Here is a 14,806-nt window from a genome sequence, read left to right on the forward strand (position 1 = left end):
CTTTTTTAGTTTTGTATCTTAGGTTCTGACTGAGCTTAACCGTTCTTAGGCGGTGTGAATGCCGTTAGCTCTAGCACTGGGCCTTCGTACTTCTCGATACGAACCAATGCTGAGTTCGCCGCACAACCGTTCGCAAGGCGAGAGGTTGGAATATCGAGCGTTAGAACGTTACAACCACCGTTTTTACAGATGCCTGTTTTCGGGTCTAGATCTGGCCAGCCACCTTCGTGGATACATACTGAGCCTTGCTTGATGCCATCAGTCACCAATGCACCAACCAGAACTTGACCACGGCCATTGAAAGCACGAACAAGATCGCCGGTCTTAATGCCACGCGCTTTTGCGTCTTCTGGGTGGATAGAAATCGGCTCACGGTCAGCAATCGCGTACTCTTCACGAATCTTCGCGTAGTTGAACTGGCTGTGTAGACGATGCGCCGCGTGCGCTGTCATTAGCTGAAGTTCACCATCCGTTGCGTTACCCGTGTACTCTGTTGGCTCCATCCATGTTGGGTGTGGAGGACAGTCTTCTAGCTGGTAACCTTCAATCGTCTTAGAGAAGATCTCGAACTTACCACTTGGCGTACCTAGTGGGCTCATAATTGGGTTTTCACGGAATTCAGCGTAACGAACGAACTGCGCGTTCTTCTCGTTCCACTTCATTTCGATCAACTGGTTATCTTCCCAGAACTTGCTGAAGTTTGGCATTGCGATGCGTTGACCACGGCCGCCTTGCTGCGCTACTTTGTAGAAGCCGTACAACCATTCCATTTCCGTTTTGCCTTCGGTGTAAACATCACGACCACCCGGAGCAAGTAGCTCAGCCATGTCCGCGAATACATCGAAGTCGTTACGAGCTTCACCTTGAGGCTCAACCACTTGCTTCATTGGCACTAGGTGTTGGTTACTGTAGTCACCTGTCATGGTCATATCGTTACGCTCGAACGATGTAGTGATAGGTAGAACAATATCCGCGTGCTTCGCTGCCGCTGTCCAGTATGGTTCAGAGATAACGATAAGCTCTGGTTTTTGCCACGCTTTGATCAGACGGTTAGTGTCTTGGTGGTGAGTAAAGTTCGCACCGCCTGCCCACCAAATCATCTTGATCTCAGGGAACGTTAACTCATGACCATTGTGGTGGTAGCTCATGCCTGGGTTTTCTAGTGCTTCAACAATACGTGCCACTGGGAACGCGTTAACCGAACCAGAAACCGCCCAGTCGTTACCTGCAGAAGAGCCGCCGCCAAGAGACGCAGAAATAGCAGGAAGTACACCCGCATCACGTGAAGGGTTACCGCCATTTGAGTAGTGGTAAGAGAAACCAAAACCACCACCCGGCAGACCAACTTGACCCAGCATAGTTGCTAGCGTTACCAGCATCCAGTGACGTTGCTCACCGTATTGCTGACGCTGCATACCCCAGCCCGCCATAAGCATTGTGCGGTTTTTGCTGAAGATGTCTGCAAGCAGTTCAAGTTGCTTAACTGGCACGCCACAAATCTTAGATGCCCATTCTGCAGATTTCTCAACGCCGTCTTCTTTACCCATTAGGTAAGCTTCGAATACGTCGTAACCTGTGGTGTATTTTGCTAGGAATTCTTTGTCATGCTTACCTTGTTTCACAAGCGTATGCGCGATACCCATCATCATCGCCACGTCCGTCATTGGATGCGGAGCAATCCACTGTGCGTTGTCACCGAAGAACTCAATGGTTTCTGACCGCATTGGGTCGATAGCGATAACCGTCTTACCTGACTTCTTAAGCTGATGGAAGAACTCAAGGCCCGCACAGTCTGTAGAGCTCCAAGCGATTTTCAGTGTGTTGATTGGGTTAAGACCCCAAAGCACCACAACGTCACTGTGCTCAAGAACCACAGGGTAAGTCGTTTGCTGTTCGTAAACTTCAATAGAACCTACCACGTGCGGCATGATGACCTGTGCAGCACCTGTAGAGTAATCACCAAGGTGACCTGAGTAACCGCCCGCCATACTCATGTAACGTTGTAGAAGCGTTTGAGCTTTGTGCAACACACCACTTGAACGCCAGCCGTAAGAACCAGCAAACACAGATTCAGCGCCGTGTTCTTTACGAATACGCATGTGTTGTTCGTGAATCAGTTTGTAAACTTCATCCCAAGACACGCGAACGAATTCATCGCTACCACGCACGCCTTCTGGCGCAGATGGGTTTGCCAAGTAGCCTTTACGTACCATTGGGTACTTAACACGAGCTTTCGTATGAACTTGGTCAGGGCCCGTAGTTTGAAGACTGTTTGGTACCGTTTGTGGCAATGCGTTTGTGGTTGAAACCAGCTTACCGTCTTTTACTTCACACAGCATTGGGCCCATGCGACCCGCTGTAAGTACACCTGAACCACGCTTATCAGATGCTAGCGCGCTCATTGGCGTCAATGAAGTGAAAGCCAGAGCACCAGCAGTTAGACCAGTGCCTTTTAGAAATCCGCGACGAGTTAAATTAGTCATAATCTTATCCTTCTATTTATCTATTAGTGACCAACCACATCTTTCGCGTGGTGCTGGAAGAACTTAGTCAAAATTTCTAGGTTTTCTGCTGAAATATCAGTGCGATCACCCATACTCTTCGCTACAGGACCCCATGCGTTCACCGTAAAGTGATTTGAAGGAATTTTCGCGTGACAAGTTGCACAGTAAACGTTGTCCAACTCTTCTGCGTATGACCAAACCGGCTCTAGCGTATCAACCACTGGAGAATCGATCGTTGCCGTTAGAGAAACAGGACGCCACTCGTTGCCGTATACGTCTGCTTTGAACTCGCCAGCTTCAACTGCTTGTTGGCCTTGTTCAGATAGTGTTGCAACAATCGCGCGTTGACCTTCACCCATGTAAAGCACTTGCTCTGCGCCTTTCATTTGGAATGCATTGATCTTCACAGTGCGGTTGTCACCTTCCGCTTTCACAACGTTCAGTTTGGTTGTTGGGTTCACTGTACCAAAATCACCCATGCTGATAGACGTCACTGGGTAAACCACTTTCGCGTCAGCTGCTGTTTTGGTTGTGAAGCTCATCAGTGTTTCAAACGCCTTGCTATCAAGTTCCGCTTCTGGAGCAAAGTGCGCTACGCCTTTGTGACAGTCGATACACGTTTGGTCATTCGCTTTGCCGTATGCGTGCATCTTCGCCGCATCACGTGATTGCTCGAACTCTTCCATTGCATCGAAGTCGTGACAAGAACGACAGGTTGCCGAATCGTTTTCACGGAACTGCTCCCAAACCATCTCTGCAAGTTCAGTACGGTGTGCTTCGTACTTCTCTGGCGTGTCGATCTTACCTGTTACAAACTCATGGTAGATGTCTTTTGAAGCTCGGATCTTAGTGACCAAGTAATCCATTGGCTCTTTCGGAATGTGACAGTCCGAACATTCTGCGCGAATACCTTTGGCGTTACTGAAGTGCACTGAGCCTTGATACTCTTTGTAAGGGATTTCCATAGAGTGACAAGAGAGACAGAACTCAGTGTCCGATGTGTAATGCATCACTGCTGCGGTGCCACCTAGAGTTAGCCAGCCCACACCAATACCCACTGCCACCATTGCGGCGATATAACGTTTTTTAATTGACATAATTAGAAATAAATACTCACAAATTCACATGCTTTGTCGCATATTTACCTCTTTAGTAGTATCTGGTAATTGATCTGAGTCATACGTACACCCTAGGTGGTGACTTATTTTTCGTTATTGAGAGACTCCTTGGCATATTCCATTTTTCTAAAAAATCTTTCTTGACCGAACCCATTCGCCATAACGATAGATATTGTTTATCAAAGCACTTTTGATATGTTTGTGTGAGATATGAAAACTCGATCACATGGAGGCGATTAAAACGTGTTATCTCTACCCATTTCCACCCCAAGAACTGAGCTTAAACCGCTAACGAAAAGTGATTGGGATCTGTATCGCCGCTTGAGTAGCGAACCACAAATCATTGCACTTTGTTTTGACCCGCCGACCGAAGACGAAATGCGCCAAAAGTTCGAATCACGGTTACCTGCATGGACACCGCAAAGCGAGCATTGGTTATGTTTGGTGATTTATGAAAAACAAAGCACACGACCAATCGGCATCACTGGCTTTGTGTTGCAAGATGGCATTGCAGAAGTCGGGTATTTGTTACTGCCAGAATTTTATGGCCAACAGTTTGGTACGGAATCCCTTACCGGTGTGATTGAGTGGGCGTTTGAGCAACACAAGATTTATCAGTTTTCCGCCACGGTCACAGGGGGCAATATTGGCTCTGAGCGAGTGCTGGAAAAATGTGGCTTCAAACTCACCGAGACCATCCCCGAAGCCTATGAAATAGGCGGGAAAAAGTACGCAGATAAGCTCTATTCATTACAAAAATAATATTCACGACAAACAATAAGGACGTGTTTTGCAGAAAGTAGTCATTATCACAGGCGCAAGCCGAGGCATCGGAGCCGCAACCGCCAAATTACTCGCCAAACAAGGCTATGCCGTATGCGTTAACTATCGCGCACAAGCCGAGGCTGCCGCGCAAGTTGTTCGTGAGATTGAGGAGGTTGGCGGTAAAGCCATCGCCATCAAAACGGATGTTTCCGATGAGCAGCAGGTGCTCTCATTGTTTGAACAAACCGAACAAGCACTCGGAAAGGTCACTCATCTCGTCAACAACGTGGGCATCTTATTCACCCAGTCTCGTCTTGCGGACATGAGCCTTGAGCGATTCCAAACTGTTATGAACGCTAATGTGACGAGCTGCTTTCTTTGTTGTAGAGAAGCAGCAAAACGATTTGAATCTGGCAATGCGATCGTTAATGTTTCTTCTGCCGCATCCCGCTCTGGTGCACCATTTGAATACGTTGATTACGCCGCCTCAAAAGGTGCAATGGATTCGCTCACCAAGGGGCTATCGTTAGAGTTGGCGGAACAAAACATCCGTGTAAACGGTGTTCGCCCAGGCTGCATTTATACCGACATCCATGCCGATGGCGGCGAGCCGAATCGAGTCGACAGGCTCAGTGAGAAAATCCCTCTCAAACGAGGAGGCACGGTAGACGAAGTGGCCAATGCCATCGCGTGGCTACTCAGTGATGAAGCGTCTTATGTCACAGGTTCGTTTATCGATCTAGCTGGCGGAAATTAAGGAACAGTAATGAAAATCAGATCAGCGACACCCGACGATCTCAATTCGCTCCTTGTATTAAACACGCAAATTAGCGAACTTCACTTTCGTCATGCGCCACATACTTTTGTTCCGCCTTCTGAAGAAGACAGAGCCTTTCTCGCAGATGCGCTGGCCGATGATGCTCGATTGGTGCTCATAGCCGAAGAAGGTCAACAAGCACTTGGCTTTATCACTGCGACCATTACCCAAAATGAAACTATCAGCTTTTTAATCAAAGACCCGATTTGCCGCATTGGCACCATCGTCGTCGATGAAAATCAGAAGTCAAAAGGCGTTGGACGAGCCTTAATGACGGCCGTTGAGCAATGGGCACGCGAGTCAGGTGCAACTCAAGTCCGCTTAGAAGTCATGGAGTTTAACCACAATGCGCAACAGTTTTACGACAAACTGGGCTTTGCTCCCAACTCCCGTCTTATGATGAAATGTTTGTAACGATCACGACATTTAAGCGAATTTCAGCGTTAAAGCTAACGTGAATCGCATTTATCTTTCGCGCTTTCCTTCCCTTTTCGAAAAGACGATATGATGTACGGATATACCCAAGTGACTTCAAGATGCAGGATTCAGAGCGAGTTGACTTGGGTATAAAGGAGATTCGAACATGATTTATCTTTTCGATTGGGGAAACACCTTGATGGTCGATTTTCCTCACGCACAAGGAAAAATGTGCGATTGGGAACACGTTGAAACCGTTCCTCAAGCCAAAGAGACTCTGGCTCAACTCACACTACATCACCAAGTTTATATCGCGACCAGCGCATCAGATTCCGCGATGGAAGATGTGCAAAAAGCCTTTCAACGAGTCGGGCTCGACCAATACCTTTCTGGCTACTTTTGCTTTGCAAACCTTGGGATTGCCAAGAATCAGCCTGATTTTTATCTTGCGGTCGCAAAACAATTGGGCGTTGAGGCGAGCCAACTTACCATGGTTGGCGACTTACCAGAAAAAGACATTTACCCAGCAATGGACGCAGGGTTAAACGTCGTTTGGTTCAATCCTCATGACCTCCCTGCGCCAAGCAACCCCATCCCAAATCAAATACGTTGTTTGTCTGAGTTGCTAAGCACCTGACCAACGTACGCACAAATGCACTTGAGCCACTAAACTTTATGCACCAATCAAGGAAGATGAATGCAGATTAGACCGATTACCGTCAACGACATTGACCACTTTATTTCGCTCTGGAATCGCGTTTATGAGGAAGGAGAATACTTACGCTCGCCAGCGCCAGACAAAACGATGCTGAGGGAGGTAATCACTCGTGTGGAAAAAGAATCCATTCCCCAATTTGTGGCCTTCGATGAAAAACGCCTAGTTGGCAGTATCGAAATCTTCCCGGCCGAAATGTGTGGCTACGAAGGAGGTGAGTTCGCTAAAACGGGCATTCTCGGCATTCATATTGACCGCCACTATCGAAACCAAGGGTTAGGAAAAAAGCTACTCACCACCGCCATTCAAAGCGGTTGGCAATATGGCTATGACACTATTGCTTTGAATGTTTACAAAACCAACCACCCTGCGATTGCTTTATATGAGAAGTTTGGCTTCAAGCATTGTGGCGAGTTAGGTGAAGTGCTATTGCCTAACGGCAAATATCTGATGAGTCAGAAAATGGTCTTAAAGCATCCGTAAGTTGATTCTAGTAGCAAGACCACATTGCCTTTGCGATATACTGATCGGAACCCAATATTTACCGCGTACTTGTGATGATTGAATATAAACCCTTATCGCCAAATCAAATCCCGATGGCTTTGCTATTAGAAGCAGATCCAGACCAAGACAACGTTAATCGCTATCTTGCAAACTCATTGAGTTTTGTTGCGGTGGAAGAGAACCAGATCGTCGGAGCATGCCTGGTGCTTCCGCTTTCAGAAACGCAGGCTGAAATCATGAACGTCTCAGTCGCACCTACGCATCAACAACGCGGTATTGGCTCAGATTTATTGCAATTTGCCATTGAACAGTTAAAAGACCAATCTTTTCAAAAGTTGATATTAGGAACGGGGACGTTTGGTTACCAACTGACTTACTATCAACGCTTGGGTTTCAGGGTAGAGAGCGTGGATAAAGATCACTTCTTACTCCACTACCCAGAACCAATTTGGGAGAACGGTATCCAGCACAAAGACATGCTACGTCTGTATCTAGACCTTTAAACATAAAGGCTTAGTTAGCTTTTCATATCCAACTTTTTACCCAAGAATTCAATTTCAAAAGTCGCATACCCAAGCTGTACCGCTTCAAAAGAGTACATCAGGTTTTGCGCCTGTTGGGCATCTTTCGCCAATACGGCGACGGAGTAAATCGGACGCTCAACACCATTCTCCAACACTTGGGTATTGATGTAAGACGACGTGACTAAGCCGGAGTTGTTCAAGCTGATCACTCGCTGCAGATCGACACCCAATACACGATCCATTTCTAACGCCTCAATGCCCTCTTTCCAACGCAACGTCACACTGTAGTTATCACTTTCTGGCGTGTTGTCTAACCATTTGGCGCCTAGTGGTTGAATGCTCGCGATCTTCACCAAATCTTGCTGATACATAGGTAAGTCCTGCAATTTAGTCGCAACTTCCGCCTCGTTATCTGCCGACAATACGAAACGCAGAATCTGTACTGGTTTACCATCAATACTGCTTGGTAAAACAAACATGTCTTTCACATCACCTTGTTCGATCAGTTGGCTAAAGGCCGCTTTCTGCTCTGGCAGTGTTTTGAGAACCTGTTCCGAATCATTGGTGTTCCAAGCCAGTTCCACACCGTAATCAGCAGCAAAGCTAGAGAAAGAAGCCACAGTCAACGTACTTAATAGAATGAGTTTTTTCATAAGGTTACCTTTTCAATTAACGATTTTCTTTTTTGCTTCAATATAAATTCAATGTTGTGGATCGCTTGATTACCAACGACTGCGGTATGCACGATGACAGCTTCGGCAAGTACTCTGAGCTTGCTTAAGTCCTGCCTCAGCCGATGAAACTTGTTGGTTCTGCGCAGCTTGATACAACTGTGCAAACCCTTCATCCATTTGAAGCATCAAGCGATTGAAGTTATCTGGTTTGCTCCACACTTCTTTCTTCGCTTTGCTCTCAGCTTGGCTTCCCTCTGGAAACGCTTGTTGCAGTTGTGCGCTGTGGCGAGTGAGCTCAACACCAATCTGCTCTAGCGCGTGCCAATCGGTATTGCTGCCTTTCAATGTTTTATCGGCTTGTTTCGACAGGGACTCTATTTGCTCAAATGCATTCTGACGCGTTTCGATTTGAGCGCTGAAATCTTGGGCAAACACTGTTGTTGATACAAAGATGGTCGGTAAAAGTGCAATCAGTGCCAAAGTCTTTTTCATTTCGTTCTCCTGGTTTTTCGTTATTGCTGTGTGGTTGCAAATAAATTTACACAACAACCATTGCGTACGCAACCATTGTTGTGTAAATTACCGTAAAGAAGATCATCACACCGAGAAAAGATCGAGGTAATTATGAAAATTTGGGATTTAGCAACGCGACTTTATCACTGGGCTCAAGCCCTACTGTTTATAGCCTTGATGGCGTCTGGATTGTCTAGCAAGGGCCCCCATGTTCAATTGGGATTAGCGTTATTCACTTTGTTGTTATGGCGATTGACTTGGGGAGTTATCGGCAGCGAAACCAGTTTGTTTCGACAGTTTCTCCGCTCACCTAAAGGTGTCATTACTTACTTAAAAGGTAAATCGGCGGCGACTGTGGGTCATAATCCTGCAGGCGGCTGGATGGTGGCGGCATTACTAACGACATTGCTGCTTCAATGTATCTCGGGAATGGCGCTTGGCGGGTTATTCGATACGTGGCCATATTCCGATGTTTGGCTTAACGACAACGTGTTTGCAGGGCTTGAGTGGTTACACCTGACCTTGGCCGATCTTTTGCCTTTACTGATCGCCTTACATCTTGGTGCGATCCTTTTCTATAAACTAAGAGGTAAACCCTTGTTGAAAGCGATGATCACAGGTAAACAAACCCTAATGAACAAGCAAGCGCTCATCACGGAACAGAAAATTGTCTATCTCGCGCCGCAAAGCCGTGCTTTAGGGGTGCTAGTTGCTGCAACATTGGTTACCATGGCAATCGTTGCTTTATCATAAGAGTAAGAAAATGAGCGAACAGTTTGACAGACAAGACAGCTTTGGCTGGATGATCAATGTCGTTGCACACGATGCAGCGAAGCGATTTGAAGCCGAGCTCAAAAAGCACGGACTTACCGTTGCACTTTGGCCGACCATGATGTGTTTGTGGGAAGAAGAAGGCGTGACGCAGCGCGATATCGCAGCGAAATCTAAGGTAGAAAACTCAACCACGACTCGTACCTTAGACAAGTTGGAGAAGTTAGGTTTGGTAGAGCGCCATCCCGATCCAAACAGCCGCCGCTCGTTCCGTATTTATCTAACGGAAGAGGGACGAAGCCTCAAAGAAACCTTGGTGCCAATTCCACTGGCTGTTAATAAAGAGCTGATGAGCCCGCTAGAGCCAGCAGAACAAAAAGAGATGCTTCGCTTGCTAAAAAAGTTGGTCGCAGAGATTTAGCGCTTCGCTAAGTTTTTCCAACCTAAGAATAAACAAAGCCCCAAGTTCTGCACTTGGGGCTTTGTACTTTTCTACTCACGTCAGTTTACTTGATGTCTAGCAACCTTCTGTAACATGCCCTCTTACCACCGAGCGAGTCGACGCTTGATTAACGTAATAGAAATAGCACGCTTCACGTTCCAAGGTGTACCCTTGCGGCCAAATATACACCACACGATCTAATCCCGAATGATCAGCGAACTGATACTCCGGAATCGTGACAAAATGGGCACTGTTTGGGAATTGATTCCCCATAATACAGAAGTCGCTGCCTTTACATGGCTTATCAATGGGTGAGTTGCCTTTGGCAGGCAGACCAATCTCTAACAACGCTCGTATGCTATTTGCACTTGCTTCTGGCATCCCACTTAACATGTTCACTTGATGATCAATATACGTCATTTGTCGACGTTCCTGCGCATCATCAATCATCACTTTGGCATGGAAGAACTTAAGAGACGTCCCCAGAGAAGACTGCGAACTGTGCAGCATAGAAACATAAGCTTGACGGTTAATATCGAGCAGAATTGGCAAGGCGGCGAGAGCAATGGAACCCAAGGTTGCTAAGACGATGGTGATTTCCATCAACGTAAATCCTTTTGTTTTCACTTTTGACTCTCAGCATACAGACAGATGATAGGGGGTCGCTCCCACATCCATGTGAGAACCGAGCCAATATATCGCTGAAATTACGCAGAGAAACGCGCAAATGATAAGAAAAAACGAGGGAATCGAGAACTTGAGAGTGACCGCCAAATTACATTGAAACAAGCAGTAGAAGCGGCGTAAAAATTCGACTGAATTCAAAGCCTTGACGCAGGCCAAAGACCTGTAAGCGACTATTTCTAAAATAAGAATTGATATTAGTTAGTACTTTTGATGTATTTAAAAATATCGTTTACTTCACTTTTATTCCGATTGGATTAGGCGTTGAGCAGCGGCACGTTATTGCGGATTAAGCCTCGGCGTACGCTAGTGCACATTTTGCCGAATCGACGGATTTCATCAAACTGAGGCGTAATACCGCGATCCATTGCAGATTCCCAATAGCTCAGTTCAGAATCTACCATTTCCAACAATTTTTTAGGGCAACCAATGCATTGTCCCTCTGGCCCGCAAACAAAGGTCTCCGATTCATAAATCGGCAATTCTGCTTTCACTTGTTCAATGATATTGCGCATCGCGCTCATTCGATCTGGCTTGACGGTCATCATCCGACTCCACAAACATGTAAGGAGCCGGATTGTACTCTCTGGCACGCAAATGTCCCTACCTAATTTAGGTATATTTTACGTTTCTGCTTTGCAACCTTTGATTTAAACATTGGTAGCTCAGGCTTTTTCACCACTAAGTAGACCGCCGTCGCCGCTAATACAAAGCCAATAATGCCCATCCAATCAAACGACTCACCGAAGGCAAACCAAGCTTGAAGCGCCGTGGTCGGAGGCACAAGGTAGAACACCGAAGCAACACTCGATGCCGCGCCATTCTTCACCATGTACAGCAGCAACAGAATCGCCACACAGGACAGCACAACCACGAGCCAGATTAAGGTAAGAATGAATTCCGTCGTCCATTGCACCTGCATGGTTTCAAACTGCATCGCGATTGGCAGGAACATGGCCAATGCAGCTAAATACTGCACGGTCGCGCCGCCTACCATATCCACTTGTTGACAATATTTCTTTTGATACAAAGTGCCAAGCGTAATACCAAACAGCGACGACAAGCACACACCAATCGCTAAGGTTTTGTGCAAATCGGATTGCCACTCCATCTTACCCATAAGCACCATAGCGATACCGACAAAACCCAAGGACAAACCAATCCACTGTGATGGTTTGAACTGCTCAGAAGCGAACGCCACCAGCAATACGGCCGTTAAAATAGGTTGTATCCCGACTAATAGCGAACTTAAGCCCGCTGGCATCCCTAAACTGATAGCAAAGTACGTCCCACCGAGGTAAAAGCCGTGAATCAATATCCCGACAACGCAGCTGTGCCAAAAGTCTTTTCCCGTTGGAATACGACGGCGCAGAAAGGCCATAATCACCAGGAACAGCAGGACATTGAACGACATGCGAATCGACAACAAGGTCGCAGGCTCGGCGTACTGCAAACCAAATCGTGCACCAACAAATCCAGAAGCCCAAAGGATCACAAATACAAAAGGAATGGCTCTGATTAACATGATTCACCCTCACTCTACTTATTTTTAAATCTTGAATGTTTTTAAATCTCGAATGTTGCTAATGTAGTTAGGTACAGTGTTTTCAAAAAGTGACAGATGGAAGTGTTTTTATGGGTACAGATTTAGCAAGTACACTTGATGCCAATAAGTATTTGATCGTCGAGAAGCATCTCAAACAAGCGATCAGCAATGGGGTTTATCAGCCAGACGACAAGTTGCCTTCCATCCGTCAATTGAGCACTGAACTCAAGGTAAGCAAGAACACGGTGATCCGCGCTTATCAGGAACTAGAAGCACAAAGCATGGTTTACTCGGTGCCAAAATCCGGTTATCGAGTAAAGCCAACTGAGCGACATGAAGCCAAGATCGCTAAGCCTACGCGCGTGGACTTGCTCTCGGTGTGCAAACAAATACTCACTTACCCCGAGTATCAAGAGCTGCTTCCGACAGGTTCAGCACACCCAAATATTGATGCGCCAGCCATCAAAAGTTTGTATGCCGAAATTGGCCGTCAGAGTCGCCAACAAAGTCATATTTCCAGCCATTATCAACTGCCACCGGGTGATGACTTATTGGTCAAACAACTGGCGAAGATCACCCAAGATCTGGGAACGCCGGCAAACGTGGATGATCTATTGGTCACCCATGGTGCACAGCAAGCGATCAGTCTTGCCCTTAGAGCAACAACACAGACTGGAGATATTGTGGCGGTGGAATCGCCCTGCTATTTCGGTAACTTGTTGATGCTCGAATCCCTCGGTTTACAGGTGGTCGAGATCCCTAGTTGCCCTCGTGATGGTATGGATCCAGATGCGTTAGAAAAAGCCATGGCAACGTGGGAGATCAAAGTCATTATTGTCACGCCAAACTTCACCAACCCAACTGGCTCAATGATGCCACTAGAAAGACGTGAACGATTGCTTAAGGTTTCTGGAGATATTCCAATCATTGAAGATGACGTGTTTGGTGCGTTGAGTTACGACAAACCCTTGCCAAGCTTACGCAAATTAGACGAGAAGCAACGAGTGATTTACGTCAACTCGTTATCGAAAACGCTCGATTCACGCCTTCGTATTGGTTGGATGCTAGCGGGACGTTATCGCGCTCAAGTCGAGCAATATCTGTTATGTGAAAACATGGGCAGTTTGAACTTGATGCAATCGGCGGTGGGCACTTTTCTAACCTCAGGCAAGTACCGCACTCACACCGCGCGTATGTGCCGTGTTTACCAAGCCAACGTGAGACGATATTTGCAGATGCTCAACCAATGCTTGGATGCGCACTTTGAGCTAAAGAACCGCTATCAAATCAATGCAGTACAAGGTTCATTCTTGCTTTGGTTACGTTTGCCGCCCAAGGCTGACAGCTATGCGCTTTATCAAGCCTGTAACGAACGCAAAATCAGTATTCTGCCCGGCTCGGTATTTGGCACGCAGGGGCAGTATCAAAACTGTATTCGTCTTAGCGTGGCGAACTTTGGAGCGGAGAAAAACTGGCTCCCCGCGATGGAAACGCTGGCAACACTGATTGCTCAACACGCCAAATAGTCGCTCTAGACGTTTCGTTCCAAGCATTCAGTACCAGAAACAACAAAGCCTCCGCAATTGGGAAGCTTTGATATGGGCTCTCTGAGCTAGCTGCTCAACCAAACACGGATTGTTAGCGAGGCAATTGCCACAATCTGGCTACGTTTTCGGCCAAGTTTGTAAGGTTCACATTCGCCTCTTGCAAAGCTTCTGGCAAACTCATTGCGCGTGGTACACATACAAATACAGCGTCAATGCCACACTCGTAGACGGCTTGGAAGTTATCACCTGTGCAGCCTGCCAGGGCAATGACAGGCAAACCATATTCTTTCGCCACTTTCGCCACACCCATTGGTGTCTTGCCATGCACAGTTTGGTGATCAATACGGCCTTCGCCAGTAAAGACAATATCAGCGTCTGCTACGTGCTCTGCGAGCTTTACGGTTTCTAGCACAATCTCAATACCCGGCTTAAGTCGTGCAGGTAGGTAACCAAGTAACGCCGCGCCCATACCACCGGCAGCGCCTGCGCCTTTTTGAGTCAGCACATGCTTGCCTGTCACTTGCTCTGTCAGTTCACCGTATTTGCTTAGAGCAGAATCTAACAGCTCCACATCCGCCGGCGTCGCACCCTTCTGTGGGCCAAAAATCGCTGACGCGCCTTTCTCGCCACACAATGGGTTGTCCACATCGCATGCCACCAGCACTTCGCAGTCCGCTAAGCGAGCGTCAAGCCCAGACACATCAATGCTTGCTAGCGCAACTAAACCGCCACCGTTAGGAGTGATTGGCTGACCTGCACTGTCTAGAAACTTAACACCTAAAGCCGCCAGCATACCCGTGCCACCGTCATTGGTTGCGCTGCCACCCAAGCCGATGATCAAGCGTTGAATACCGCGATCAAGCGCATTTAGAATTAACTGACCGGTACCAAAGCTGCTGGTGTTTTTCGGGTCACGTTGCTCACTTGGCACAAGGTGCAAACCACTTGCCTCTGCCATTTCGATTACTGCGGTTTCACCGTCACCTAGAATGCCATAAAACGCCTTCACATCATTGCCAAGTGGACCTTTTACGGTCACGAAAACCTGCTCGCCCTCAGTCGCATCAATCAAAGATTGAACTGTCCCTTCACCGCCATCAGCAACAGGTACCGTAACGAATTCTGCATCGTGCCAAACACGAGACAAACCGCTCTTGATCGCGTCACTCACTTGTTTGGCGGTCAAGCTCTCTTTAAACGAATCTGGGGCAATCACAACTTTCATTTCATTCTCCTGAAAACAGCACGCTGCGAGCGACAAGTCG

At 47.1% G+C, this 14,806-nt stretch carries 17 protein-coding genes; 9 read left to right on the plus strand and 8 right to left on the minus strand.

What is annotated here, in order from left to right; genetic code table 11:
• Positions 1-35: 35 nt before the first annotated feature.
• Together QTO06_RS17315 and QTO06_RS17320 are read right to left on the minus strand one after the other, a co-directional pair.
• Positions 36-2,483: a molybdopterin guanine dinucleotide-containing S/N-oxide reductase gene (locus tag QTO06_RS17315; RefSeq protein WP_274291713.1), complete on the minus strand. Its 2,448-nt coding sequence runs from the start codon at positions 2,481-2,483 to the stop codon at positions 36-38.
• 23 nt (positions 2,484-2,506) lie between these two features.
• A complete protein-coding gene (locus QTO06_RS17320; RefSeq protein WP_009706835.1) occupies positions 2,507-3,601 on the minus strand; it encodes a NapC/NirT family cytochrome c in 1,095 nt (364 codons plus the stop codon).
• 264 nt (positions 3,602-3,865) lie between these two features.
• On the opposite strand from QTO06_RS17320, the gene QTO06_RS17325 reads away from it, so the two are divergent.
• From QTO06_RS17325 to QTO06_RS17350, 6 genes are all read left to right on the plus strand, one after another.
• Positions 3,866-4,384, plus strand: a complete 519-nt coding sequence (locus tag QTO06_RS17325) for a GNAT family N-acetyltransferase (RefSeq protein ID WP_331409106.1) — start codon at positions 3,866-3,868, stop codon at positions 4,382-4,384.
• A gap of 28 nt (positions 4,385-4,412) precedes the next feature.
• The gene (locus QTO06_RS17330; protein WP_331409107.1) at positions 4,413-5,144 is read left to right on the plus strand and encodes an SDR family oxidoreductase; all 732 of its coding nucleotides are present in this window, start codon (positions 4,413-4,415) and stop codon (positions 5,142-5,144) included.
• Between the two features lie 9 nt (positions 5,145-5,153).
• Positions 5,154-5,618 carry a GNAT family N-acetyltransferase gene (locus QTO06_RS17335; RefSeq protein WP_331409108.1) on the plus strand — a complete coding sequence of 155 codons (465 nt, stop codon included), beginning with the start codon at positions 5,154-5,156 and terminating at the stop codon, positions 5,616-5,618.
• A gap of 169 nt (positions 5,619-5,787) precedes the next feature.
• Positions 5,788-6,258, plus strand: coding sequence for an HAD family hydrolase (locus tag QTO06_RS17340; protein WP_331409109.1), 471 nt, complete (start codon positions 5,788-5,790; stop codon positions 6,256-6,258).
• Between the two features lie 60 nt (positions 6,259-6,318).
• Positions 6,319-6,819, plus strand: coding sequence for a GNAT family N-acetyltransferase (locus QTO06_RS17345; RefSeq protein WP_122069258.1), 501 nt, complete (start codon positions 6,319-6,321; stop codon positions 6,817-6,819).
• 74 nt (positions 6,820-6,893) lie between these two features.
• On the plus strand, positions 6,894-7,343 hold the full coding sequence (locus QTO06_RS17350; RefSeq protein ID WP_331409110.1) for a GNAT family N-acetyltransferase: 450 nt from the start codon (positions 6,894-6,896) through the stop codon (positions 7,341-7,343).
• A 14-nt stretch (positions 7,344-7,357) separates the two neighbouring features.
• Here the strand turns inward: QTO06_RS17350 and QTO06_RS17355 are convergent, their stop codons facing one another.
• Positions 7,358-8,017, minus strand: a complete 660-nt coding sequence (locus QTO06_RS17355) for a hypothetical protein (protein ID WP_331409111.1) — start codon at positions 8,015-8,017, stop codon at positions 7,358-7,360.
• Between the two features lie 69 nt (positions 8,018-8,086).
• Positions 8,087-8,530 (minus strand): c-type cytochrome, encoded by a 444-nt coding sequence (locus QTO06_RS17360; protein ID WP_020195147.1) that lies wholly within the window; start codon positions 8,528-8,530, stop codon positions 8,087-8,089.
• Between the two features lie 132 nt (positions 8,531-8,662).
• On the opposite strand from QTO06_RS17360, the gene QTO06_RS17365 reads away from it, so the two are divergent.
• Together QTO06_RS17365 and QTO06_RS17370 are read left to right on the plus strand one after the other, a co-directional pair.
• Complete coding sequence (locus QTO06_RS17365) at positions 8,663-9,304, plus strand: cytochrome b/b6 domain-containing protein (protein ID WP_331409112.1); 642 nt, start codon at positions 8,663-8,665, stop codon at positions 9,302-9,304.
• A gap of 10 nt (positions 9,305-9,314) precedes the next feature.
• On the plus strand, positions 9,315-9,743 hold the full coding sequence (locus QTO06_RS17370) for a MarR family winged helix-turn-helix transcriptional regulator (protein WP_005435347.1): 429 nt from the start codon (positions 9,315-9,317) through the stop codon (positions 9,741-9,743).
• A 96-nt stretch (positions 9,744-9,839) separates the two neighbouring features.
• Here the strand turns inward: QTO06_RS17370 and QTO06_RS17375 are convergent, their stop codons facing one another.
• The 3 genes from QTO06_RS17375 to QTO06_RS17385 form a co-directional block, all read right to left on the minus strand.
• Entirely contained in the window at positions 9,840-10,367 is a 528-nt protein-coding gene (locus tag QTO06_RS17375) for a hypothetical protein (protein WP_038891027.1), read from the minus strand.
• 338 nt (positions 10,368-10,705) lie between these two features.
• Positions 10,706-10,993, minus strand: coding sequence for a hypothetical protein (locus QTO06_RS17380; RefSeq protein WP_331409151.1), 288 nt, complete (start codon positions 10,991-10,993; stop codon positions 10,706-10,708).
• A 62-nt stretch (positions 10,994-11,055) separates the two neighbouring features.
• The gene (locus tag QTO06_RS17385) at positions 11,056-11,973 is read right to left on the minus strand and encodes a DMT family transporter (RefSeq protein WP_331409113.1); all 918 of its coding nucleotides are present in this window, start codon (positions 11,971-11,973) and stop codon (positions 11,056-11,058) included.
• Positions 11,974-12,083: 110 nt separating this feature from the next.
• Between QTO06_RS17385 and QTO06_RS17390 the strand changes: the two genes are divergently transcribed.
• Complete coding sequence (locus tag QTO06_RS17390; protein WP_331409114.1) at positions 12,084-13,520, plus strand: aminotransferase-like domain-containing protein; 1,437 nt, start codon at positions 12,084-12,086, stop codon at positions 13,518-13,520.
• Positions 13,521-13,632: 112 nt separating this feature from the next.
• Here QTO06_RS17390 and QTO06_RS17395 read toward each other — a convergent pair whose 3' ends face one another.
• Positions 13,633-14,766: a glycerate kinase gene (locus QTO06_RS17395; protein WP_331409115.1), complete on the minus strand. Its 1,134-nt coding sequence runs from the start codon at positions 14,764-14,766 to the stop codon at positions 13,633-13,635.
• Between the last annotated feature and the right edge of the window lie 40 nt (positions 14,767-14,806).

This window comes from Vibrio sp. M260121 (assembly GCF_036533715.1).
GTDB lineage: Bacteria > Pseudomonadota > Gammaproteobacteria > Enterobacterales > Vibrionaceae > Vibrio.

Excerpts from the sequence above, each read along its gene's own strand:
- QTO06_RS17385 (WP_331409113.1), bottom strand. The coding sequence starts at position 11,973 with ATGTTAATCAGAGCCATTCCTTTTGTATTTGTGATCCTTTGGGCTTCT.
- QTO06_RS17340 (WP_331409109.1), top strand. The coding sequence starts at position 5,788 with ATGATTTATCTTTTCGATTGGGGAAACACCTTGATGGTCGATTTTCCT.
- QTO06_RS17370 (WP_005435347.1), top strand. The coding sequence starts at position 9,315 with ATGAGCGAACAGTTTGACAGACAAGACAGCTTTGGCTGGATGATCAAT.
- QTO06_RS17335 (WP_331409108.1), top strand. The coding sequence starts at position 5,154 with ATGAAAATCAGATCAGCGACACCCGACGATCTCAATTCGCTCCTTGTA.
- QTO06_RS17315 (WP_274291713.1), bottom strand. The coding sequence starts at position 2,483 with ATGACTAATTTAACTCGTCGCGGATTTCTAAAAGGCACTGGTCTAACT.
- QTO06_RS17355 (WP_331409111.1), bottom strand. The coding sequence starts at position 8,017 with ATGAAAAAACTCATTCTATTAAGTACGTTGACTGTGGCTTCTTTCTCT.
- QTO06_RS17390 (WP_331409114.1), top strand. The coding sequence starts at position 12,084 with ATGGGTACAGATTTAGCAAGTACACTTGATGCCAATAAGTATTTGATC.
- QTO06_RS17350 (WP_331409110.1), top strand. The coding sequence starts at position 6,894 with ATGATTGAATATAAACCCTTATCGCCAAATCAAATCCCGATGGCTTTG.
- QTO06_RS17345 (WP_122069258.1), top strand. The coding sequence starts at position 6,319 with ATGCAGATTAGACCGATTACCGTCAACGACATTGACCACTTTATTTCG.
- QTO06_RS17375 (WP_038891027.1), bottom strand. The coding sequence starts at position 10,367 with ATGGAAATCACCATCGTCTTAGCAACCTTGGGTTCCATTGCTCTCGCC.
- QTO06_RS17395 (WP_331409115.1), bottom strand. The coding sequence starts at position 14,766 with ATGAAAGTTGTGATTGCCCCAGATTCGTTTAAAGAGAGCTTGACCGCC.
- QTO06_RS17380 (WP_331409151.1), bottom strand. The coding sequence starts at position 10,993 with ATGACCGTCAAGCCAGATCGAATGAGCGCGATGCGCAATATCATTGAA.
- QTO06_RS17360 (WP_020195147.1), bottom strand. The coding sequence starts at position 8,530 with ATGAAAAAGACTTTGGCACTGATTGCACTTTTACCGACCATCTTTGTA.
- QTO06_RS17365 (WP_331409112.1), top strand. The coding sequence starts at position 8,663 with ATGAAAATTTGGGATTTAGCAACGCGACTTTATCACTGGGCTCAAGCC.
- QTO06_RS17320 (WP_009706835.1), bottom strand. The coding sequence starts at position 3,601 with ATGTCAATTAAAAAACGTTATATCGCCGCAATGGTGGCAGTGGGTATT.